Raw genomic sequence first — 19686 nt, forward strand, 5'->3', positions numbered from 1 at the left:
ATGAATAAGCTGCATTTTGTTTAAATTTTATTTTTCTAATAGCTCTTTTCCAGCAATTCCTGGCTTTGTCATCTCGTATGGATTTAAAATGATATCCAATTCTTCTTCTGTCAGCACATCATGCTGAAGGCAAAGATCACGGACGGATTGGCCTGTCATAATCGCTTCCCTGGCGATTCGGGCAGCCGCTTCATAACCAAGATGCGGATTCACAGCGGTAATAACTCCAGCGCTTTTTTCTACGTATTGCTTCAAGCGTTTTTCATTAGCTTCAATGCCTTTTAAGCAATAGTCAGTGAAGGAACGGAACCCATTGTTCATGATGCTGATCGATTGCAGCAGATTAAAGACAAGCACTGGCTCCATAACGTTTAATTCAAGCTGACCTGCTTCTGAAGCTAGGCAGATGGTATTATCGTTTCCAATCACCTGGAACGCAATTTGGTTAATGAGCTCCGCCATAACCGGATTGACTTTACCCGGCATGATGGATGATCCCGGCTGGCGGGCAGGCAGAGAAATTTCCGCAAGTCCGGCGCGCGGTCCCGATGCCATTAAACGAAGGTCGTTTGCGATCTTCGACATGTTCATCATGCAGACTTTTAATGATGCAGAAACCTCTGTGTAAGCGTCTGTATTTTGTGTTGCATCGACAAGATGGTCAGCGCCGACAAGAGGCAGTCCGCTAATATCAGCAAGATGTTTAACAACTTGTTTGATATATTCAGGATCGGCGTTCAGTCCTGTGCCGACTGCAGTAGCGCCCATGTTGACTTCATACAGGTGCTGCCGGGATTGTTTAATACGTTTAATATCACGCTCAAGAACACGGCTGTATGCTTCAAATTCCTGGCCGAGGCGAATCGGAACAGCATCTTGAAGGTGAGTCCGTCCCATCTTAATAACAGAATCAAATTCCTGGGCTTTTTGTTTAAACACACCATGCATGTCTTCCATCGTCTTCAGCAGTTTTTCCAGCAGATTCAGTGTGGAAATATGAATGGCTGTCGGAAATACATCGTTTGTTGATTGTGACATATTAACGTGTGTGTTTGGGCTTAAGTGGATGTATTCTCCCTTTTTATGACCCATGATTTCAAGCGCGCGATTTCCGATGACCTCGTTCGCATTCATGTTCATGGATGTACCAGCGCCGCCTTGAATCGGATCGACGATAAACTGGTCGTGCCACTTGCCTTCCAGAATCTCGTCAGCGGCTTGTACGATAGCTTGGCCAATTCCTTCATACAGCCGTTTTACATCCATGTTTGCAAGTGCGGCAGCTTTTTTTACAATCGCCAGTGCGTTAATCATTTCTTCATGGATTTTATATCCCGTAATCGGAAAGTTTTCTGAAGCACGCAGCGTTTGGATGCCGTAATAGACATCTGCTTCAATTTGTTTTTCTCCAAGGAAATCTTTTTCCACCCGGTATTCTTTTTGGCCGTTTAACATAATCTTTAACCTACTTTCTCTATAATGGTTATGGTTTTAACGAAATTTACAGGACAACGTCATCGGCAATCGGTGTTTCCATAATTCTTTTCACGATCGGCAAATCTGAGGATTGGCCCAGTGCCCACATTAATTTCGGAACGATTGCTTCTGTATTCATGTTTCTAGAGCGGATAATTAAGTCCTGATTGACTCTGCGGCCGACTTCGTAAATGCTCATATCTTCGCCTTCTTCCAAGCATTGAGTCGTAATGACGACAACAATGCCGCTGTCAATCAGTTCATTAACTTTGGACAAAATGTCTCTGCCTTCAAACGGAACGCCTCCACTGCCATAACTTTCGATGACAATTCCTTTGTACATGCTTTTCAGAGCGTCCAGCATTTCCGGCTTTAAGCCCGGATGCAGTTTGAGCAGACAAACATCTGTGCATAGTGAAGTGTCAACTGTGAAGGCGTCGTTCTCAGGTTCCGTTACTTGTTTGTTGTATTCAATCCCGTCTTCTGTAATAAAAGCGATATATGGATAATTGATGCTTTCAAACGCGTCATAGCTTTTCGTTCTTAACTTGATCGCACGTGTTCCCTGGATGACTCTGCCGTCAAACACAACGTAAACCCCACCTACGCCTTCACAGGCAAAGCGAATGGCATCTGTAATATTTTTTTTGGCGTCTGTCTTTTGAAAGGTAATCGGAATTTGCGAGCCTGTAATTACAATCGGCTTTTTAGCATGCTGCAGCATATAAGATAATGCGGCAGATGTATAGGCCATTGTATCTGTACCATGAGTAATAACAAACCCGTCATAGGCATCATAATTTTCCTTAACAGCTTCCGCTATCTCCACCCAGTATTCAGGCTGCATATTGGTGCTGTCTATATTCATAAGCGATTGGGTTTCCATCGTGTAATCGTTATCAAGTTTTGATACGTAACTTAACAACTCGTCAGCCTTCACCCCCGGGGCAAGTCCGTTTTCCCCTTCAACTGAAGCGATCGTTCCCCCAGTTGTCAACATCAATAATTTTTTCATACCATACACCTCTTCACTATATCTAAAGATGGGTTTGCGAGAAGGCATTCGCTTTTCGCATACTTTTAATGCAATTATAGACACGGAAAATAAAATACGCAAGACATTATTATTCAATTCGCGTACACTTCCGAATACCTATATGATATAATCAGCTCAAGTTGAAAAAGGAGCGGAAGTCCATGAATTTAGATCGTTTAACTGAATTGAGAAAAAAGAAAAATTGGTCGCTTCAATATACGGCTGACCTCCTGGGTATCGCAAAAAGCACATACGCGGGATACGAGTCAGGCTACCGCCGCCCTTCGCTTGAGGCCCTGGCAATGCTGGCAGACCTTTTTGATACAACCTGCGATGATCTCTTAGGCCGCACAAAGCAAAAGGAGACTGCTCCTCAGACCATTGAATTGACCACGTGGAGCAGCCTTGACATTGCTGTTGACGGCAAGCCGCTGTCTGAAGACGAAATAATACAGCTGATCACCTTTATCCGGACAAAGAGAAAAGTTCAGGAGGAACTGAGTTAATTTTCACTCACGACTTAACTTTCCCGTAGGTTCCTCCTCCTCCGGCTTTCAGTTCAAGCTTTCCTGACCTCGCTTTCACAATAAGAGCGGCGGTTTTCGGCGGAACAACCCGAGCCAGATCCTCCTCTGAAGTCTCATGAAGAACAGCCATTTCTGTACCAAAGGCCGTTTTTAGTTTGTCCAGGGTTTTCGGTCCGACACCCGGCACAAATTGCAGCGGAATCTGGTGGACATACCTAGGACGCGCTATGCCCTTTCCAGACTGATCACTCAGTTCGCACAGCCTTTCGCTGACACCCTTTGTCAATCTGGCACTTCCGCATTCCGCGCACGCCGTTGCCCCGCTCTCAGTACGCTTTCCGCATACTTCACAAGCCGTTTGATAATACTTTCCCAACAGCGGATCTAATCCGTAATTTGCGGTAATTTTCCTGTTATCCTGTCCCTTTAATGCGAGAGCGAACTCAGAAAAATCAGCTGAGGCCACATATAGTTCATTATATTCTCTGCCGATCTTCCCTAAGGAATGCGCATCAGAATTTGTTAAAAATGAATATTTATTCAATTCAGATACCCGTGAAGCCATAGGTGTGTCACAGCTTAAACCAAGTTCAACAGCATCTATCATAGAAGAATCAAAAACCTCAGTTAAAGTTGACTTAACGCCTTTTCCGTACAAGCTTTTGTGGGGCGTGAAAATATGGGCGGGGATAAACAATCCGCCCATTTCTTTAACTTTTTTTTGAAGATTCAAGCCTGTTTCGTATATCCGCTGTGAACTTAAGTGAATATTTTTCATCCGTTCTGAAAGCCAGGCTGAAAATTGTTTCATATCAGCAAGTGTCGGCATAAAAGCAAGCACATGAATTGGCCCGCTGCATGCTTCATCGTAAATCTCCAGCTCGCTTCCCAATAAAAGAGTTGTGCTGCGATAACGGACTCCGCCGCCCTCAATCTCGTGATACCTGCCTGAAGCAATGCCTTCCTCAAGCTCTATTATGACTTCTGGAGAATGGCAGTCAATAATTCCAAGAAGTTCAATCCCTTTATATTCACTGGCCTCAACCAAAATCCGGTCCAGCGTCAGCGTTTTTGCACCTGTTATTTTGACAGCCCTTCCTGTGTAGGTCCGACCGATATGGATGTGTAAATCCGCGTAAATCTTTTTCATTTTTATGCTTGCAGCGCTTCTTTCAGCTGAAGATATTGAATCGCATAGGCTGTCTTCGCGTCGTAAACCTCGCGCGACTCAACCAGCTTTAGTGCGTCTTCAAGCGTCACCTCCATCACTTCAACAAACTCGTCCTCATCTAGTTCCCGTTTTTCTTCAAGCACAGACAGCTCTTCCGCAAGAAAAACGTGGACAATTTCATCGGCAAAACCGGGCGATGTATAGAATGCTGTCATTTTAGTCAGCTTTTTCGCTGTGTATCCTGTTTCTTCTTCCAGCTCCCGAAGCGCCGTATACTCCGGCTCTTCTCCTTTTTCCAGCTTTCCGGCCGGTATTTCAACGACCGTCCGTTCCAGGGGCTTCCGGAATTGTTTCACCATTATGATTTTCCCTTCGTCTGTGACAGCCAGCACCGCTACCGCACCAGGGTGTTTTACAATTTCGCGTTTACTCGTTTTTCCGTTAGGGAGCTCGACGTCCTCTACATAAAGATCAATAACTTTACCCGAAAAGATCTGTTCTTTAGCAATTGTTTTCTCTTCTAAGTGTTTCATTTCTTCATCTCCCGTTCTGTCTCTATATCATGCCCCATACATTTTATCATACTAGAGAAAAGGGGGCTCCTTTATGAAAGTATACCGTATGCAAAAGGGCGTCGTTTTAGTGGGGAAAGCGTGGGAGGTGCGGGCGAAGCTCAAGGAATACGGGCGCACATTCCGGTATGTGAAAGATTGGATTTCCGAGCCGTAAAAGTTGAAAACTCCGCTCCTTTATATTACGGTCATTACAAAGCCTAAAAAAGGAGTGTGCACATGAGAAAGCGCAAACTAGGTTCATCTGATTTAGAAATAAGCGAAGTCGGACTTGGCTGTATGTCCCTTGGAACCGAAACAAATAAAGCGCTGTCGATCCTTGATGAAGCCATTGAGCTTGGCATCAACTATTTGGACACAGCTGATTTGTATGATCGCGGCCGCAATGAAGAAATCGTCGGCAAAGCAATTCAAAACAGACGCCAGGACATCATTTTGGCCACAAAAGCCGGAAACCGGTGGAGTGACAAAAATGACGGCTGGTATTGGGACCCTTCAAAAGCTTACATAAAAGAGGCAGTGAAAAAGAGCTTAGCACGTCTGAAAACGGATTATATCGATCTGTATCAGCTTCACGGTGGCACAATAGAAGACAACATTGACGAAACGATTGAGGCATTTGAAGAATTAAAACAAGAAGGTGTCATTCGTTATTATGGAATTTCTTCTATTCGCCCGAACGTCATTAAAGAATATGTGAAAAAATCAAATATCGTCAGCATTATGATGCAATTCAGCCTGTTTGACAGACGGCCGGAGGAATGGCTCCCGCTTTTAGAGGAACATCAGATCAGTGTCGTGGCAAGGGGGCCGGTCGCTAAAGGGCTGCTGACTGAGAAACCGCTTGAACAAGCTTCGGAGACCATGAAACAAAACGGGTACTTATCATATTCCTATGAAGAATTGGCAGAGGCCCGTAAGTCAATGGCCGGCGTTGCTCCAGACCTCACCATGACGGAAATGTCGCTGCAGTATCTTTTAGCGCAGCCGGCAGTGGCCTCAGTAATCACCGGTGCCAGCAAGTTAGAGCAACTGAAGGAAAACGTTCAGGCTGCAAACGCGCGGCGCTTAAGCGAGCAGGAAATCAAAGCGCTCCAATTCTATACGAAACAAGACGTTTACGAAGCGCACCGTTCATAAAGGAAACCAGCACCTGACCGGGTGCTGGTTTATTTGTATTGATGCCAATCGAGCTGGCTTTCATTAAGGAGCTGTTCAAAGCTTTTGTTTTTTTCGATCTCCTTTTTCTTTCTGATCTGTTCCGCTTTCTTTCTTTCCTGTCTCTTCTCATCCTCATCCTTCAATTGGCTTTTCATCTGCATCAGCTTTTCTTTTATATCGGATTGAAGATCGTCCTTTAACTGGTGTTTGTCAGCAGATTTTTGTTTTTTCATGCACCGCTTCCCCCGTGTTTTTGTTTTGAAGCCAGTTTATCATGGAGATTCAGGCTGAACAAGAAGACTCTCTTCATAAAAACGCTGTCATATTTTTCTGACGGCTCAGCAGCGTTTAGGTATAATGGTGCTAGAAGGTTATTCATAATAGAGTTGAAAGGTGCTGTGTCTTTTGAAAAGATTCCTTTTAGCTGTCGGCGCTGTATTGGCAGCTGTAGCTGCTATCGGTATTTGTTTTACAAATATCATTATGTTCATAAAGAAAAAAACCGACGAAGAGATTATGAAAAGAGAAACAGATGACGGGCATGATGTATTTGAATCGTTTGAACGCATGGAGAAAACGGCTTTTGTGATTCCATCGGCATACGGATATGACATAAAAGGCTACTATGTTGCACCACACGATACCTCAAAAACAATGATCATCTGCCACGGCGTGACCGTGAATATATTGAACTCTCTCAAATATATGGATTTATTTCTTGATCTCGGCTGGAATGTGGTGATTTACGATCATCGCCGGCACGGACAAAGCGGCGGAAAGACTACAAGCTATGGTTTTTATGAAAAGGATGATTTAAACGAGGTCGTCAAATGGGGCAAAGACAAAATCGGTAAACGCGGATTGGTCGGAATCCACGGTGAATCAATGGGAGCAGTGACTGCCCTGCTGTATGCAGGGGCACATCCTGACGATGGCGCTGATTTTTATATTGCCGATTGCCCGTTTGCAAGCTTTGAGGAACAGCTTGCGTATCGTCTAAAAGTGGAATACCGGCTGCCTTCCTGGCCGATCCTCCCCATTGCCGACTCCTTTTTGCGGTTCAGGGACGGCTACCGCGCACGCGATGTATCCCCGCTTGCCGTCATCAATACCATCGAAAAGCCGGTTCTCTTTATTCACAGCAGGCACGATGATTATATTCCTGTTTCTGCAACCGAGCGGCTTTATAAAAAAAAGCCCGGTCCAAAGGAACTCTATATTGCTGAAGCTGGAGAACACGCCATGTCATATACAAAAAATCGGGACACGTATAGAAAAACCGTGCAAGCCTTTTTAGACAAAATAACGTAAAAAGCGAAAGGCCCCTAGCCTTTCGCTTTTCCATCATAAAACGTCGGTGATGCCATCCATATGTTCACTGATCCATTCAATCGCAAGGTCTATCGTAGTAAACTCCTGCGCTTCAAATGTCATTTCATCCTGCAAAAGCCAAACATCCTTCTTGACGGATTCCGCTCCTCCGATTGACCAGTGCAGCAGGGTGTAGGGATGGTTTTTGTTCAGAAAGGATACCCACGTTTTATTCTGTGCTGTATTCTTAATTGACTTCAGCTTTTGTTCCACGTTTCGTGTCTCCCTACTTTACTAATATGCTCATTCTTGGACTGAGCATTTGAGCCGGACTTTTCAGCGCCAGCGTTTTGGCTTTCTCATTGTAATCGATTGTCATTTGATCGTCAAAAAACACTTTTTGCGACGACTGGATATATAGCGGGATGCCGTTCGTTTCCAGCTGCTCACACTGTCCCGTTAATTCCTCTGTCACCCAAATGGTCGGTACACCGCTTACTGCGCAGCCGCATCCTTCAGCGTCATAACGGAGCTGCGCCTTTTTTCCCGGATTGGCGTCAAGCGCTTGCTGCAGTGCCTGTGCTGCTGCATCTGTCACATGAATGTTCATAAGGTGAAACCCCCGTTTTTTTCATTTTCGCTATTGTAGCACACCACGCGTCCGTTCGCATTGTTTCTGCCTTTTTTCCACCGCTTCGCTTTTTCTTCTGCAGCCTTGATCCAATCAGTTTTTCCCTGTATATACCGCTTGATATTGTCCGGATACTGGGCCGCCAGCTGTTTTTTGAGCGCGGCGTATTCCTTCGCTGTTTCCGGATGAGCTGTGAGATAATCTCTGAACACCAAATGCCTTTCAATAGCAGGATGTCCTCCCTCATAGATATGGACATGATGGGTACGCTTATTTCCGCCCTTTTGGAAATAGCGTCTGCCAATAATGCCGTTTTCTCCTTTTGGCGCATAGCCGAGCTCCGTCATTTTCGAATCATATTGGTTTATGGCCGCGATATCCTTTACTGCAATCAGGATATCAATGACCGGCTTTGCCGCCATATTTGGTATCGATGTGCTTCCGACATGATACACGTCAATGATCTCCGGGCCGAGCACAAGCTTCAGACGATCTTTTTCCTCACTGAACAGTCTTGCCCATTCTTCATTGTAGTAAGCGATTTCAACCTTTCTTTTCGGATAGAGATGAAAGACTGACAGAAAAAGCCCCTCTGACGCTTTGACGGTTTTCGTCTTTTCAAATCCTGCCTGCGTATACAGCGCCACGGCCGGGCTGTTTTTCTCGGCTGTTACTACCTCGATTTTCTCAGCGTCTTCGTTCTGATCAATAACAAATTGCACGAGTGCTCGTCCAATGCCTTTTCTGAAACCGTCGGGATGCACAACAAGCCTGCAAATGGTCAGCTCATGCATAAACTTCTCGTATGAAATGACGCCGAGCAGTTTCCCGTTTTCCCGGAATCCCGCAAATCGCTCCTGAGAGGCTCTGATATCCTCAGCTTTTTCGTGTAAAGCAGGGATTCCGTCAAAACCGATAAGCTCCGCTTCTTTTACATAAGCTGGCTTTTGAACGTCAATAATCTCACGTGATACAGCCTCTTCCTTATGCTGAAGAAATGCAATCATTTGTTTTCTCCTGAAAACAGCCGCTGCTTTTCGACTTTGGCGACGCGGACCGCATACGATTCATACCACACGCTTTTTCCTTTTTCTTTCGCTGCTTGGTGTTCGGTGTGATGCCTCCAATGATTGATTGCGTCCATACTCTCCCAATAGGAAACTGTGATGCCGGTTCCATCCGCTTCGCGAACGCTTTCCACACCTAAAAATCCGGGCTGGCTCGCCGCAAGCGAAACCATCCGCTCTGCTGTTTCTCCATATGCTTCGTCATTTTCACTTTTGACAGAAGAAAAGATAACAGCATAATAAGGAGGCTCAGGTGTTTTTGACAAAAAATCCATAGCGGTTCCTCCTCATATGTTTTTCACAAAAAGAACCCTGTCTTGGCCCGGTCCATCGTAATTTGCAAATACTGAGATGCCATTTACTGTTTTGCTGCCTTTTTCAATCTCAAACCCAAGTCTTGTATGATACGCGATTGACACCTTATTTACCGGGGATGTGACGCACTTTACCCGGGTGCATCCCCTCTGCTTAACCGTTTCAATAAACACATCGTATAATTGTTTTCCAATTTGCATTTTTCTGAAATCCGGATGCACACCGGAAAAATGGATGTATGCCGTTACAGGATCTGATTGCGATTGAAATCCGATTAAAAATCCAGTCATGCTGTTTTGTTCATGTGTAATAAAGCTGGTGTCCTGAAAATGTTCAAAAAATAATCGCGGGAGTTTTTCTTTCAGCTGCCTGCCGCCCCACCATTCATTCATCACAGACGTTACCATTTCATAATCTGAAGACGTGATTGTTCGAATATCCATTACGATTTCTCCCTCCGTCTGGCAAAACGAATGTCTCTTTTTTCTCACAATATAAAAATTATATTTTGCCTGACTGGAATTGTAAATGCCTTCTTTTCTGTATCATACGTTTTCAGACTGCTGAGGGAACATGTTTGCTATTTTTCATACCTAGTTCTCCCCCTCCAGCCGCCGGGAGGGAGAACATTTACAGAAAAATATCAAGCACCTGATCAAGTCTTAGCTTACAGAGCTTGCCGGCGTCTCCTTTGATCCACACTGTCTTTTCAAACTCCTCATAGCGGCAGATTTTCCCGCTGCAGGTGACAATTTCGCCATCCTGAAAGCAGCTGACAGTGATATCCTGAGCAAATTCCATCGCAGTGCAAAGCGTTTGGTTCATCTCCTCCAGCTTATCCGAATCAAGGATCGGCTTTTGCAGCTTCTGTTTATGGCGTTTTCTCTCAAGCAGGCTTTGTTTATGTTCAGGCAGAAACATCCGGCTTCCTTCCCACAGCAGATTGCCTCTTTGTAAATGCTCATTCATTTATAATGCCCTCCTATTTTAGCCGCGCGTTCAAACGCCTGGCCTGCAGCTGTCAGTGAGGCCGCCCTGATGATCGCCGTGTCGCCGAACCGGCTTTTAATCCCGTCCATCACATAGCCGAGGCTCATCTTCTTTGCATAATCCTGAAATAAATTGAGCTGCCATACTTCATCAGATGAAAGCTGAGAGAGGTTGACCCCGAGGCGGCGGACAGGCTTCCCATCCCAAAACTTGAGAAACAGTCTGCATACAGCCTGGTACACATCCTGCGTAGAATTGGTCGGTTCTGCCAGCTTCACTTGCCGATTGAAGCCGGTCGGCAAATCAAAGTCAGCCCCCCTGCAGCTCACCGAAACCGTCTGCCCCATCATCCCGGCGTTCCGGCTTCGCCTGCACACCTCTTCACTTAGCTCCAGCAGAACGACTTTTATTTCTTTGTCAAAGTGTTCATAGTCTCTCGGGAGTGTCATTCCGTGGCCAATTGCTTTTTGTCCGTCCAGCGATGCCGTTGACACAGGAGAATAGTCGATTCCGTTCGCCGTCATCCACAGCACGTGTCCGTTAATGCCCCATTTCTTTTTTAAAAGCTCGAGTGGAAAAACCGCAAGCCCGCCGATCGTGCTAATGCCCATTCGATTTAAATGATGTTTCATCCGGCTTCCAACGCCAAACATACTCCCTACCGGAAGCGGCCACATCTCGGTTTTCATATTTTCTTTCGTTAATGTAAAAATACCGTTCTTATTCTTTTTGGCAAAATTGTCACACGCGATCTTGGCGAGCGCTTTATTAGGGCCGATTCCGACCCGGGCATAAATGCCGACCTCCCGCATAATTCTGTCTTGAATGCTTTTGGCAATTTCCTCGGGCGCCCCAAACAGCTTCTGGCTGCCTGTGATATCCATGAATTGCTCGTCAATGGAATAGGGCTCCACAAGATCTGTATATTCCTCTAAAATGGCGGTGATTTGCAGTGATACATCAATATACCGCTGCATCCGAGGCCGAAGCACAATCGCTTCAGGGCATTTTTCCTGCGCTTCCCACAGGCGTGAGGCATTGGCTACCCCTTTTTGTTTCGCCAGCGGGCATGCAGCCAATACAACTCCGCCCCTCCTTTCCGGATCACCCGAAACAATCACCGGCTGATTTTTCAAATGTGGATTTTCCGCTTTCTCTACAGATGCATAAAACGATTGCATGTCAACGAGAAAAATCACTTTTTCTTTCATCATACACACCTCTAAAAAGAACTTATGTTCGCTTCTGCTATTATATGCGAAAATACGTTCGGTTTATACTGGTAAATGATTCTTGTCTGACAGAAAATATGATGCAAGGGTTTGAGAGAAGGAAAACATTTAGTAGAATGAAAGCGAACCATAAAGATAGGAGAATCAGAATGGAGAAATTTGTCGAAAAAATGTTGGGACAGGCATTGCGCCAATACGGCCGAAATGTTGCCATTGATCCGTTAAGCCCGTATGAAAAACAAAGCCTGAAAGCTGCCTTAGAGGAAAGACAAAATGAAGATCCAGACGAGGACCTGCATGCGCATATAGAGGATATCATTTATGACTACGTCACAAACCAAGGGCTGTTTTCTTAGTGTCATGCACCTTCATTGTTGGAGAAATTTCGTATATCTGTTTTAGTATGGCCAGAAGGGACGCGGCTGATATCAAGGGGAAGCGCCCCTTCTCATATACGGACACTCAAGCCCATCAGCATAAACTTTTATCTGACGCCCGGTCTCACTCAGCATTTCAGGAACCCTTCCATATGAGCTACAGCCTGATGAGTTAACGTCTTTAAACGAAATCCGATTGATCTCCCGCATTCCTCATGCCTTTAAACTGGACAGGCATTTCTGCAAATGGGAATTACACTTTCATGGTCAGATATAAACGCCAGACAAAAAAATCCGAGTACCTCCACTTCAACGGCTAAACGCCATCATCAACGTGAAACATGAACCATCAAAAACAAAGGTCATCCTGCGCACACATAACACTCCCATATAAACCGATAAGTAAAAATATTTAATCCTCCGTTGGATAAGGAAATTTTTTCATGTATGATAGAAAAAGATCTTACTAACAGGAGAGAACAATAAACATGAAGACATGGAAAGATATCCACCCAATCAGCTGGACAATTATTATCGGAACCATTTTCGGCAGAATGGCAACATCGATGAGCATTCCGTTTTTAGCTATTTATTTAACAGCTGTCCAAGGCGCATCAGCATCCTATGCGGGGCTTGTCATTGCGGCGAGCTCATCAGTCGGCATCATTGCAAGCTTTTATGGCGGATATATCTCGGACAAATTCGGCAGAAAGAACATGATGCTTGTATCCATTTTCGGCTGGATGCTGGTGTTTGCAGGGTTTGCGGCTGCTTCTCACCTCTGGGTATTTTTTGTGGTAAATGCGTTAAACGGACTTTGTAAATCACTGTTTGAACCTGCATCAAAAGCATTGCTGTCAGATATGACAGAAGAAAAAACAAGATTGCTGGTTTTTAATCTGCGGTATGCAGCCATTAATATCGGCGTTGTCTTCGGCCCTGTGCTGGGTCTGTACTTTGGTTCATCACAATCTACCGCTCCTTTTTTGGTGCCCGCAGTGATTTATGGGATGTACGGTGTGATCCTTGCCATCCAATTTAAAAAGCATCCACCCGCGACATTAGAACAATCCAGAAATATGAACGTTCGGGAAGCGTTTATGGTAACGCAAAAGGATCGTCTTTTTACAGTTGCTCTTATCGGCATTACACTATCCATCTTCGGCTTTTCGCAGTTCAGCTCTACATTCCCGCAATATATGGCGCAAAATCCTTTTATCGAAGATGGGACAAAATTGTACGGCTGGATGCTGACATTAAACGCCATTGTTGTTTTGGCAACACAGTTTCCCATCGTCTACCTTGGTAAACGGTTTTCGCCGCTTTGCTCCCTGATGCTCGGCAATATCATGATCAGCGCCAGCATGATGATCCTTACCATGTCACACGGCGTTTCTTCACTTGTTATCATTGTGGTTGCATTTACAGTTGGAGAAGTGCTCTTATTCTGTATGATGGATTTGTTTGTAGACCAGATTGCAAAACCCGGATTAAAAGGAACGTATTTCGGAGCGATCGGCTTTTCGCAGTTTGGGAATGTGATTGGCCCTTGGGCAGGCGGCTTATGTATCGATATATTTGGCGCCGAGCATCCAAGTTCCATTTTTTCTGTCCTTAGCGGCATCACCCTGCTTGGCCTGCCGTTTTTAGCGTTTGCCTATCGGAGGATGAAAGCGGGAATCACTGAGCAGCAACCCGGACTAGGGAAGCCGCTTTAACACAAGAAGACGGGAGAGAATCGCTCTCTCCCGCAAAAACGAGGTGATGAAATATGAATATAGGTGATATCATCTTTCAGCTGATCGTGTTTTTCATGATTGCCGCTGTTATCTCGGCGGCTATCATCGGCTCTAAATATGCGAAAAACCGCAAAGCACAGCTGGACCGAATTGAAAAAAAGCTTAACAGCATGTCCGAAGACCAAAACGATTAACCGCTTGGGGCAACGAGCTCTACCTTGATCCGGTCAGGGTCCTCACAATAGACTGCATAATGCCCGTCTCCCCCGGCAAAAGGATGCCGGTCTCGGTACAGCACACGATAGCCTTTTGCCATCAATTTTTCAGTCATCAGGTCGACTTGAAGCCTGGATTCAGCATGAAACGCGAGATGGTTCAGCCCGACACGGCACCTGTGATATTCCGGCTCTAGATATTCTTCTTTTACCTGAACAATCACAAGGTAAAAGTGATCTTTCTTCCAGCTGATGCCGGAACTCCATTTTTGAAACTCTTTATAGCCAAGCTCTGCTAAAAACCATCCCCAAAACCGCTTAGATGCTTCCAAGTCGGAGACATACAGCTCAATATGGTGCATCATGATCACACCCTTCTCACTAACACTTCTTCTACCTTATGCCGGTCTCCCTTTCGCAATATTAAATCTGACCTGAATTTAGTCGGCAAAATATTTTCATATAAATTAGGGCGGTTGACACTCTCCCAAATCGAGGTTGCCATCTCGTCAGCCTCCTGGTCGGACAGGTCTTTAAATTTATGAAAATACGAGTCCGGATTTTGAAAGGCCGTTTCCCGGAGAAGGCGGAAACGCTCTAAATACCAGGTAAGAATCCGGCTTTCGTCCGCATCTACGTAAATTGAAAAATCAAAGAAATCGGAAACAAAGATGCGGGGATTTTCCCGGTCATCCTCCAAGGTCGGCGATTGAAGTACATTAATTCCTTCGATGATCACGATATCAGCCTGTTCTACAACCTCAAACACACCTTCCTCACGGTCATAGGTTAAATGAGAATAGACCGGGGCCTTTACTCTTTCTTTTCCTGACTTTACGTCATTCAAAAATTCGAGGAGCGCTTTCACATCATAGCTTTCAGGAAATCCTTTTCTTGACAGCAAGTTTTTCTTCTTCAGCTCAGCTGTAGGAAATAAAAAGCCGTCTGTCGTGATCAGGCTGACCTTGGGCCGATCCGGCAAACGTGAAAGCAGCTTCTGCAAAATCCGCGCTGTCGTGCTTTTCCCGACAGCGACACTGCCGGCAATACCAATGATAAACGGAATTTTGGCTGAATGAGGGTGCTTCAAGAAAACATTCACATGCTTATTTCGCTCGGCAGCGGACTTGACATGCAAATGAAGCAGACGAACAAGCGGAATATAGATCGTCTCCACTTCTTCTACGGATAAATGATCATTCAGCCCTTCAACAGCTTTTGCCTCTTCTTCAGAAACCGCAATCGACAAATGGCCTCCAAATCCTGACCAAGACTGCCGGCTGTGCTGTGTATATAAAGTATGTAAATTAAGCTCTTTATTTTTCACTGTTTACACCTGACTCTCTGTAGCTTTAAACAAACGCTTACAAAGATTGTAACGGAAAACATTCCTACTGTCTGCTTATTTTTTCAATTTATCTTTTTTAACAAGTCAGCACCGATTCGGTTATATGCAGTCATTTCTTCTTTCGGAACCATACTGCCTCCCGTTCCCCAGACGACATGTACGGCATTTTTCATGCTGTGCCGCAGATCATTTTCAGACATGTAGTGTTTCCCGGTTTCCGCTAGAAACAGCTGAACAGGTCCGAACATGCCGGCAAGCGCAGACGGCTCTAAATGCTTATTTTCAGATAAAGCCAGCAAATGAAGCAAGGCATACAGCGTTTCGTCTTCGATAGTATAACAGCCGCTCAGCAAAGGTTCTATCAGATTGCCGACAAATCCTGACGGGCGCCCAACGGCAAGCCCGTCAGCAGCCGTTACATTATCCAAGCCGATATCCTGTACAGAGATCCGATCATGCAGGCCTGAATATAGACCTAAGAGCATAGACGGTGAATGGGTTGGCTCCCCGAAAAATACATGGACATGGTTTCCGTACAGGAGCTTCAGTCCAAATGCCACACCGCCCGGCCCTCCGCCGACTCCGCAAGGCAAATACACAAACAGCGGTGTTTCAGGACCAGGCTCGATATTCATAAAGCTGAGCTGCGTTTTTAAACGACTGGCCGCTGCCGCATATCCTACGAACAGATGACGGGAATGTTCATCATCAATAAAATAACAGAATGGGTCTTGTTCCGCCTGCCGCCGTCCTTCTTTAACCGCTTCACTGTAATCTGATTCGTACTCAATGACAGTGACACCCTTTTTGCGAAGTAAATCCTTCTTCCACTGTTTAGCGTCGGAGGACATATGCACCGTCACGCGAAAGCCTAGTTTGGCGCCAATGATGCCGATGCTTAAACCAAGATTTCCTGTTGAGCCGACAGCAATGGAATAGCGGGAGAAAAATGAAGTGAACCGCTCTTCGTGCAAGACGCGATAATCGTCTGTTTCCTTAAGCATTCCTTCTTGAAGCGCCAGCTCCTCCGCATGCTTCAGCACTTCATAAATACCGCCACGGGCTTTAATCGATCCAGAAATCGGAAGCTCATGATCGCACTTTAAAAGCCATCTCCCCGGAAACATTTCACCATACACTTCCTCCAGCTTCTTTTTCATATGGCTTATTTCAATAAGCGGCGATTCAATCATCCCTTCGGCGGCTTTTGTTTCCGGAAATGCCTCTGCAATATAAGGAGCAAAGCGCCGAAGTCTTTTGTCCGCCTCGTCTATCTCACATTCCCACTCAGCCGCTTGTAATGCCACCCCCTCTTTCTTGCCGGGATTAGCCCAGAATACCGGTCGGGCATCAATCAGTTTCTGAATAAATGGATCTTTTATCAGGTCACGCAGAGTTTCTTGATTTATTGACATCAGCGATTTCTCCTTCCTTTAACAACTATATATCTTTATAAAAAACTGCCTGCAAACACACCAAAAGGCGTCTCACACAGGCAGTTCCATGCTTATTTTTTCATGAGCACCCGTCCAGCCAGCTTTTCCACAAGTGCTGGAAACATCTGATATAGCTTTGTTCCGGCATTCATCAAACGAGGAAGATTAATTTCACGTTTGTTCGTCATAATGGCAGACGTGATTTGTGCTGCCACATCATCTGGGTCAAGCATCCAGCGTCCGACATTTTTGACATAGTCTCCGCTTTTATCAGCGATAGAAAAAAAGTCAGTCTGAATCGGCCCTGGATTGACTGTCGTCACATAGACGCCCGTGCCCGCCAGTTCCATACGCAAAGCGTTTGAATAGCCGAGCACAGCATGTTTTGTCGCTGAATAAAGGCTGGATTTCGGCGTAGCAATTTTCCCTGCTTGAGAGGCAATATTAATGATATGTCCGCTTTTTTGCTCAAGCATATGCGGAAGAACAGCTTTTGTACAGGCAATCAGACCGAAAACATTGACATCAAACATTGATTTCATTTCATCTAGGGTCGAATCTAAAACCGTTTCAAAAATACCAAAGCCAGCATTATTGATCAGCACATCAACCGGACCGATCTGATCACGGACGAGGGTGATATCTTCAAGACGGGAGACATCCAGAGGAAAAATATCACACTGTCCGCTCCATTCCTCGGTCATTTTTCTTTTGATTTCCTTCAAACGATCCTCACGTCTTGCCGACAGCAAAACATGGGCTCCTTCAGCCGCACATAAATAAGCGATTCTTTCTCCAAGCCCTCCTGAAGCACCTGTAATCCAAATACGCTTGCCAGCTATATTTTTCACCCTGTTCACCTCTCTATTGCTCTAAAGTATGCGGTATTTCCATCCCAATATGACGTGATGCCTGCTTCGGCCGCCAATATATCAAGATGCCCAACCGTTTCTGACATCGTTAAAAACAACTCTTTTTCATAAACAGCAGGAAAGAGCTGCTGACAAACCTGAAAAGCGGTAAGCGGTTTTTCCGACAGCATGTGACGCACATCCTTGGTCCGGCTGCTCTGCTTGTCAAACCGCTTCTTGATCAGCGCTCGTACATTGCTAATCGTCTCGCCATGACCGGGAAACACTGTGTTCGGGGCAAGTTCAGACAGCCTTCTCAGCGACCGCTGATAATCCAGTAAAGGCTCCGTTCTTTTTTCTCCCGTTTTTGGCGCTTCAAGAATCGGGTTAGACGAGCTGTTCGCCAGCAGCAAATCACCGCCAAGCATTCTTCCGGTCTTTTCATGAAAGAGAACAATATGCGACTCTGCATGTCCGGGCATCTCCAGAACAGTCCAGTCATCCATCCCGTCAATTTTTATCCCTTCCGTCACCGTTTGGGTCAAGGATCTTGTACAGGAAAATGCGTACGCCGACCGGATAAGCCTTTCTGCTTTCACATCATCAAATGGAACGCCTAACTCAGGCAGGAGCTTTTGAAAAAAATGTTTTTGCCACTCCATAAATCCCTTGTCTCTGCTGATATATGGTTCGTTAAACGGATGTCCAATCACTTTAATGTCATCAGAAAAAACATCAAGCAACCCTGCATGATCCGCGTGATGGTGAGTCAGCACGATCTGCTCAATATCTGACATTTCTATATGTACAGCGGCAAGCTGCTCTTTTAGGGCTGCAGCCGCCTCTTTGGTTTTCGGTCCACAATCGATCAGTGTCAGCGCATCACCTTTTACTAAGTAAACGATAACATCACCGACGGCAAACGGTGTCGGGACGCGAATCGGAATGATATCTGCAGTTGTCATTCTTTTGCTCCTTGTCTTCATTCATTACTCATATTTTAGCTTTTTCTCGGTCTTGTGTCATTATTGCCGTATGAGAACGGCCCTTTTTGAAAAAGCTATTGACATGAGCTTGTCCCCCATTGCATAATGAACAACAACTAAAATGAGAACCATTGGAACGCTATGACGAGAGGAATAGTATACAGGCAATGGCCAGAGAGAGCGATATCCCCAGGCTGAAAGGTATCGCGGCCCGCTTGTTTGTAGAACCTGCCCTCAGAGCGGTTAGGAAAACCTAAACGTTTCCCGCGTTACGGGATTTGAGCTGAGCACAAGTTGTGCTAATGAGGGTGGTACCGCGAACCTTTTCGTCCTTTACGTGATGAAAAGGTTTTTTGTTGTTCTAATAGAAGGAGGATATCCATGAAAAAGATAGGATTTGTCGGCGCCGGGTCCATGGCTGAAGCTATGATTAACGGTTTTTTGCAAAGCGGCATTACAAAACCTGAAAATATTTATATCACAAACAGGTCAAATGAAGAGAGACTCAATGAATTAAAGGAAATGTACGGCGTGCGACCATGCAGGGATAAGAGCGAGTTTTTCACACAAACTGATATCGTCATTCTTGCTTTTAAGCCTAAGGATGCGGCAGAGAGCATTGACAGCATTCGTCCTTATATGAAGGATCAGCTTGTCATTTCTGTGCTTGCAGGCCTTACCATCGAAACCATTCAGCATTATTTCGGCAGAAAGCTTGCTGTCATACGGGTGATGCCGAATACTTCAGCTGCCATCAGAAAATCAGCAACCGGATTTTCCGTAAGCGCTGAAGCAAGCCAAGACGATATCACAGCGGCTAAAGCATTGCTAGAAACAATCGGTGACGCCACATTGGTTGAGGAGCAGCACCTTGATGCCGTTACCGCGATAGCAGGCAGTGGCCCCGCTTACCTGTATCGCTATATTGAAGCGATGGAAAAAGCGGCGCAAAAGGTCGGTTTAGATGAGGAAACGGCAAAAAAACTGATCCTGCAGACAATGGCAGGCGCGACAGATATGCTTCGCCAAAGCGGAAAACAGCCGGCGCAGCTGCGCAAGGAGATTACGAGCCCTGGGGGAACAACAGAGGCAGGCCTTCGCGCTTTAACGGAGGCCCGCTTTGAAGAAGCAATCATTCATTGTATTGAAGAAACGGCCAAACGAAGCGCTGAAATCAAAGAGCAATTTGCCGGAGCCGCTTTAGAAAAGCATTTTTAGAGAAAAACATAAGACAGAAGACAATGC

General features: G+C 45.4%; 24 protein-coding genes and 1 pseudogene. 8 read left to right on the forward strand and 17 right to left on the reverse strand.

Annotation, left to right across the window (positions count from 1 at the left end; translation table 11 throughout):
• Positions 1-27: 27 nt before the first annotated feature.
• Both aspA and ansA read right to left on the reverse strand, forming a co-directional pair.
• Entirely contained in the window at positions 28-1455 is a 1428-nt protein-coding gene (gene aspA / locus NSU16_RS11635; protein ID WP_010334814.1) for an aspartate ammonia-lyase, read from the reverse strand.
• 46 nt (positions 1456-1501) lie between these two features.
• Entirely contained in the window at positions 1502-2491 is a 990-nt protein-coding gene (gene ansA / locus NSU16_RS11640; RefSeq protein ID WP_010334815.1) for an asparaginase, read from the reverse strand.
• A gap of 182 nt (positions 2492-2673) precedes the next feature.
• On the opposite strand from ansA, the gene NSU16_RS11645 reads away from it, so the two are divergent.
• A complete protein-coding gene (locus NSU16_RS11645) occupies positions 2674-3018 on the forward strand; it encodes a helix-turn-helix transcriptional regulator (RefSeq protein WP_010334816.1) in 345 nt (114 codons plus the stop codon).
• Between the two features lie 7 nt (positions 3019-3025).
• On the opposite strand, the gene NSU16_RS11650 is transcribed toward NSU16_RS11645, so the two are convergent.
• Both NSU16_RS11650 and nudF read right to left on the reverse strand, forming a co-directional pair.
• Positions 3026-4189 (reverse strand): TIGR00375 family protein, encoded by a 1164-nt coding sequence (locus NSU16_RS11650; protein ID WP_339190906.1) that lies wholly within the window; start codon positions 4187-4189, stop codon positions 3026-3028.
• Between the two features lie 2 nt (positions 4190-4191).
• Entirely contained in the window at positions 4192-4743 is a 552-nt protein-coding gene (gene nudF / locus NSU16_RS11655; RefSeq protein ID WP_339190908.1) for an ADP-ribose pyrophosphatase, read from the reverse strand.
• A 73-nt stretch (positions 4744-4816) separates the two neighbouring features.
• Between nudF and mciZ the strand changes: the two genes are divergently transcribed.
• Both mciZ and NSU16_RS11665 read left to right on the forward strand, forming a co-directional pair.
• Positions 4817-4939, forward strand: coding sequence for a Z-ring formation inhibitor MciZ (mciZ, locus tag NSU16_RS11660; protein WP_010334819.1), 123 nt, complete (start codon positions 4817-4819; stop codon positions 4937-4939).
• Positions 4940-5001: 62 nt separating this feature from the next.
• Positions 5002-5922, forward strand: coding sequence for an aldo/keto reductase (locus NSU16_RS11665; protein ID WP_010334820.1), 921 nt, complete (start codon positions 5002-5004; stop codon positions 5920-5922).
• A gap of 29 nt (positions 5923-5951) precedes the next feature.
• On the opposite strand, the gene NSU16_RS11670 is transcribed toward NSU16_RS11665, so the two are convergent.
• Positions 5952-6176, reverse strand: coding sequence for a YqkE family protein (locus NSU16_RS11670; RefSeq protein WP_010334821.1), 225 nt, complete (start codon positions 6174-6176; stop codon positions 5952-5954).
• A 172-nt stretch (positions 6177-6348) separates the two neighbouring features.
• Here NSU16_RS11670 and NSU16_RS11675 point away from each other — a divergent pair, with 172 nt between their 5' ends.
• Positions 6349-7254, forward strand: coding sequence for an alpha/beta hydrolase (locus tag NSU16_RS11675; protein ID WP_339190909.1), 906 nt, complete (start codon positions 6349-6351; stop codon positions 7252-7254).
• A gap of 33 nt (positions 7255-7287) precedes the next feature.
• Here NSU16_RS11675 and NSU16_RS11680 read toward each other — a convergent pair whose 3' ends face one another.
• From NSU16_RS11680 to NSU16_RS11710, 7 genes and pseudogenes are all read right to left on the reverse strand, one after another.
• Positions 7288-7527, reverse strand: a complete 240-nt coding sequence (locus NSU16_RS11680) for a YqkC family protein (RefSeq protein ID WP_010334822.1) — start codon at positions 7525-7527, stop codon at positions 7288-7290.
• A 13-nt stretch (positions 7528-7540) separates the two neighbouring features.
• Positions 7541-7864, reverse strand: a complete 324-nt coding sequence (locus tag NSU16_RS11685) for an iron-sulfur cluster biosynthesis family protein (protein WP_010334823.1) — start codon at positions 7862-7864, stop codon at positions 7541-7543.
• Positions 7861-8892 carry a bifunctional GNAT family N-acetyltransferase/GrpB family protein gene (locus NSU16_RS11690; protein WP_339190913.1) on the reverse strand — a complete coding sequence of 344 codons (1032 nt, stop codon included), beginning with the start codon at positions 8890-8892 and terminating at the stop codon, positions 7861-7863. Before NSU16_RS11690 ends, NSU16_RS11685 begins: the two co-directional genes overlap by 4 nt.
• A pseudogene (locus tag NSU16_RS11695) lies at positions 8870-9227 on the reverse strand (antibiotic biosynthesis monooxygenase). The gene NSU16_RS11690 and the pseudogene NSU16_RS11695 overlap by 23 nt, the downstream one beginning before the upstream one ends.
• 12 nt (positions 9228-9239) lie before the next feature.
• Entirely contained in the window at positions 9240-9710 is a 471-nt protein-coding gene (locus tag NSU16_RS11700; protein ID WP_010334826.1) for a GNAT family N-acetyltransferase, read from the reverse strand.
• A 187-nt stretch (positions 9711-9897) separates the two neighbouring features.
• Positions 9898-10236: a YolD-like family protein gene (locus NSU16_RS11705; protein WP_029441355.1), complete on the reverse strand. Its 339-nt coding sequence runs from the start codon at positions 10234-10236 to the stop codon at positions 9898-9900.
• On the reverse strand, positions 10233-11471 hold the full coding sequence (locus tag NSU16_RS11710; protein WP_229146973.1) for a DNA polymerase IV: 1239 nt from the start codon (positions 11469-11471) through the stop codon (positions 10233-10235). The genes NSU16_RS11705 and NSU16_RS11710 overlap by 4 nt, the downstream gene beginning before the upstream one ends.
• Before the next feature lie 167 nt (positions 11472-11638).
• Between NSU16_RS11710 and NSU16_RS11715 the strand changes: the two genes are divergently transcribed.
• The 3 genes from NSU16_RS11715 to NSU16_RS11725 all read left to right on the forward strand — a co-directional run bounded on the left by NSU16_RS11715 (position 11639) and on the right by NSU16_RS11725 (position 13799).
• On the forward strand, positions 11639-11845 hold the full coding sequence (locus NSU16_RS11715) for a YqzH family protein (protein ID WP_010334838.1): 207 nt from the start codon (positions 11639-11641) through the stop codon (positions 11843-11845).
• Positions 11846-12354: 509 nt separating this feature from the next.
• Positions 12355-13584 carry an MFS transporter gene (locus NSU16_RS11720; protein ID WP_339190916.1) on the forward strand — a complete coding sequence of 410 codons (1230 nt, stop codon included), beginning with the start codon at positions 12355-12357 and terminating at the stop codon, positions 13582-13584.
• A 53-nt stretch (positions 13585-13637) separates the two neighbouring features.
• Positions 13638-13799, forward strand: coding sequence for a hypothetical protein (locus NSU16_RS11725; protein WP_326202928.1), 162 nt, complete (start codon positions 13638-13640; stop codon positions 13797-13799).
• Here NSU16_RS11725 and NSU16_RS11730 read toward each other — a convergent pair.
• The 5 genes from NSU16_RS11730 to NSU16_RS11750 all read right to left on the reverse strand — a co-directional run bounded on the left by NSU16_RS11730 (position 13796) and on the right by NSU16_RS11750 (position 18420).
• Positions 13796-14182 (reverse strand): VOC family protein, encoded by a 387-nt coding sequence (locus tag NSU16_RS11730; protein WP_151175208.1) that lies wholly within the window; start codon positions 14180-14182, stop codon positions 13796-13798. The genes NSU16_RS11725 and NSU16_RS11730 overlap by 4 nt on opposite strands.
• Positions 14183-14187: 5 nt before the next feature.
• The gene (gene coaA / locus NSU16_RS11735; RefSeq protein WP_024121956.1) at positions 14188-15147 is read right to left on the reverse strand and encodes a type I pantothenate kinase; all 960 of its coding nucleotides are present in this window, start codon (positions 15145-15147) and stop codon (positions 14188-14190) included.
• An 83-nt stretch (positions 15148-15230) separates the two neighbouring features.
• Positions 15231-16583: a D-serine ammonia-lyase gene (gene dsdA / locus NSU16_RS11740; protein ID WP_339190917.1), complete on the reverse strand. Its 1353-nt coding sequence runs from the start codon at positions 16581-16583 to the stop codon at positions 15231-15233.
• A gap of 92 nt (positions 16584-16675) precedes the next feature.
• Positions 16676-17455 (reverse strand): SDR family oxidoreductase, encoded by a 780-nt coding sequence (locus tag NSU16_RS11745; protein WP_010334830.1) that lies wholly within the window; start codon positions 17453-17455, stop codon positions 16676-16678.
• Positions 17456-17460: 5 nt separating this feature from the next.
• Entirely contained in the window at positions 17461-18420 is a 960-nt protein-coding gene (locus tag NSU16_RS11750) for an MBL fold metallo-hydrolase (protein ID WP_339190919.1), read from the reverse strand.
• Between the two features lie 402 nt (positions 18421-18822).
• On the opposite strand from NSU16_RS11750, the gene proC reads away from it, so the two are divergent.
• On the forward strand, positions 18823-19659 hold the full coding sequence (gene proC / locus NSU16_RS11755; RefSeq protein ID WP_326332433.1) for a pyrroline-5-carboxylate reductase: 837 nt from the start codon (positions 18823-18825) through the stop codon (positions 19657-19659).
• Positions 19660-19686: the final 27 nt, after the last annotated feature.

Origin of the sequence: Bacillus sp. FSL K6-1003 (genome assembly GCF_037964945.1) — a bacterium.
Classification (GTDB): Bacteria; Bacillota; Bacilli; order Bacillales; family Bacillaceae; genus Bacillus; species Bacillus mojavensis.

Excerpts from the sequence above, each read along its gene's own strand:
- aspA (WP_010334814.1), bottom strand. The coding sequence starts at position 1,455 with ATGTTAAACGGCCAAAAAGAATACCGGGTGGAAAAAGATTTCCTTGGA.
- ansA (WP_010334815.1), bottom strand. The coding sequence starts at position 2,491 with ATGAAAAAATTATTGATGTTGACAACTGGGGGAACGATCGCTTCAGTT.
- NSU16_RS11645 (WP_010334816.1), top strand. The coding sequence starts at position 2,674 with ATGAATTTAGATCGTTTAACTGAATTGAGAAAAAAGAAAAATTGGTCG.
- NSU16_RS11650 (WP_339190906.1), bottom strand. The coding sequence starts at position 4,189 with ATGAAAAAGATTTACGCGGATTTACACATCCATATCGGTCGGACCTAC.
- nudF (WP_339190908.1), bottom strand. The coding sequence starts at position 4,743 with ATGAAACACTTAGAAGAGAAAACAATTGCTAAAGAACAGATCTTTTCG.
- mciZ (WP_010334819.1), top strand. The coding sequence starts at position 4,817 with ATGAAAGTATACCGTATGCAAAAGGGCGTCGTTTTAGTGGGGAAAGCG.
- NSU16_RS11665 (WP_010334820.1), top strand. The coding sequence starts at position 5,002 with ATGAGAAAGCGCAAACTAGGTTCATCTGATTTAGAAATAAGCGAAGTC.
- NSU16_RS11670 (WP_010334821.1), bottom strand. The coding sequence starts at position 6,176 with ATGAAAAAACAAAAATCTGCTGACAAACACCAGTTAAAGGACGATCTT.
- NSU16_RS11685 (WP_010334823.1), bottom strand. The coding sequence starts at position 7,864 with ATGAACATTCATGTGACAGATGCAGCAGCACAGGCACTGCAGCAAGCG.
- NSU16_RS11690 (WP_339190913.1), bottom strand. The coding sequence starts at position 8,892 with ATGATTGCATTTCTTCAGCATAAGGAAGAGGCTGTATCACGTGAGATT.
- NSU16_RS11700 (WP_010334826.1), bottom strand. The coding sequence starts at position 9,710 with ATGGATATTCGAACAATCACGTCTTCAGATTATGAAATGGTAACGTCT.
- NSU16_RS11705 (WP_029441355.1), bottom strand. The coding sequence starts at position 10,236 with ATGAATGAGCATTTACAAAGAGGCAATCTGCTGTGGGAAGGAAGCCGG.
- NSU16_RS11710 (WP_229146973.1), bottom strand. The coding sequence starts at position 11,471 with ATGATGAAAGAAAAAGTGATTTTTCTCGTTGACATGCAATCGTTTTAT.
- NSU16_RS11715 (WP_010334838.1), top strand. The coding sequence starts at position 11,639 with ATGGAGAAATTTGTCGAAAAAATGTTGGGACAGGCATTGCGCCAATAC.
- NSU16_RS11720 (WP_339190916.1), top strand. The coding sequence starts at position 12,355 with ATGAAGACATGGAAAGATATCCACCCAATCAGCTGGACAATTATTATC.
- NSU16_RS11725 (WP_326202928.1), top strand. The coding sequence starts at position 13,638 with ATGAATATAGGTGATATCATCTTTCAGCTGATCGTGTTTTTCATGATT.
- NSU16_RS11730 (WP_151175208.1), bottom strand. The coding sequence starts at position 14,182 with ATGCACCATATTGAGCTGTATGTCTCCGACTTGGAAGCATCTAAGCGG.
- dsdA (WP_339190917.1), bottom strand. The coding sequence starts at position 16,583 with ATGTCAATAAATCAAGAAACTCTGCGTGACCTGATAAAAGATCCATTT.
- NSU16_RS11750 (WP_339190919.1), bottom strand. The coding sequence starts at position 18,420 with ATGACAACTGCAGATATCATTCCGATTCGCGTCCCGACACCGTTTGCC.
- proC (WP_326332433.1), top strand. The coding sequence starts at position 18,823 with ATGAAAAAGATAGGATTTGTCGGCGCCGGGTCCATGGCTGAAGCTATG.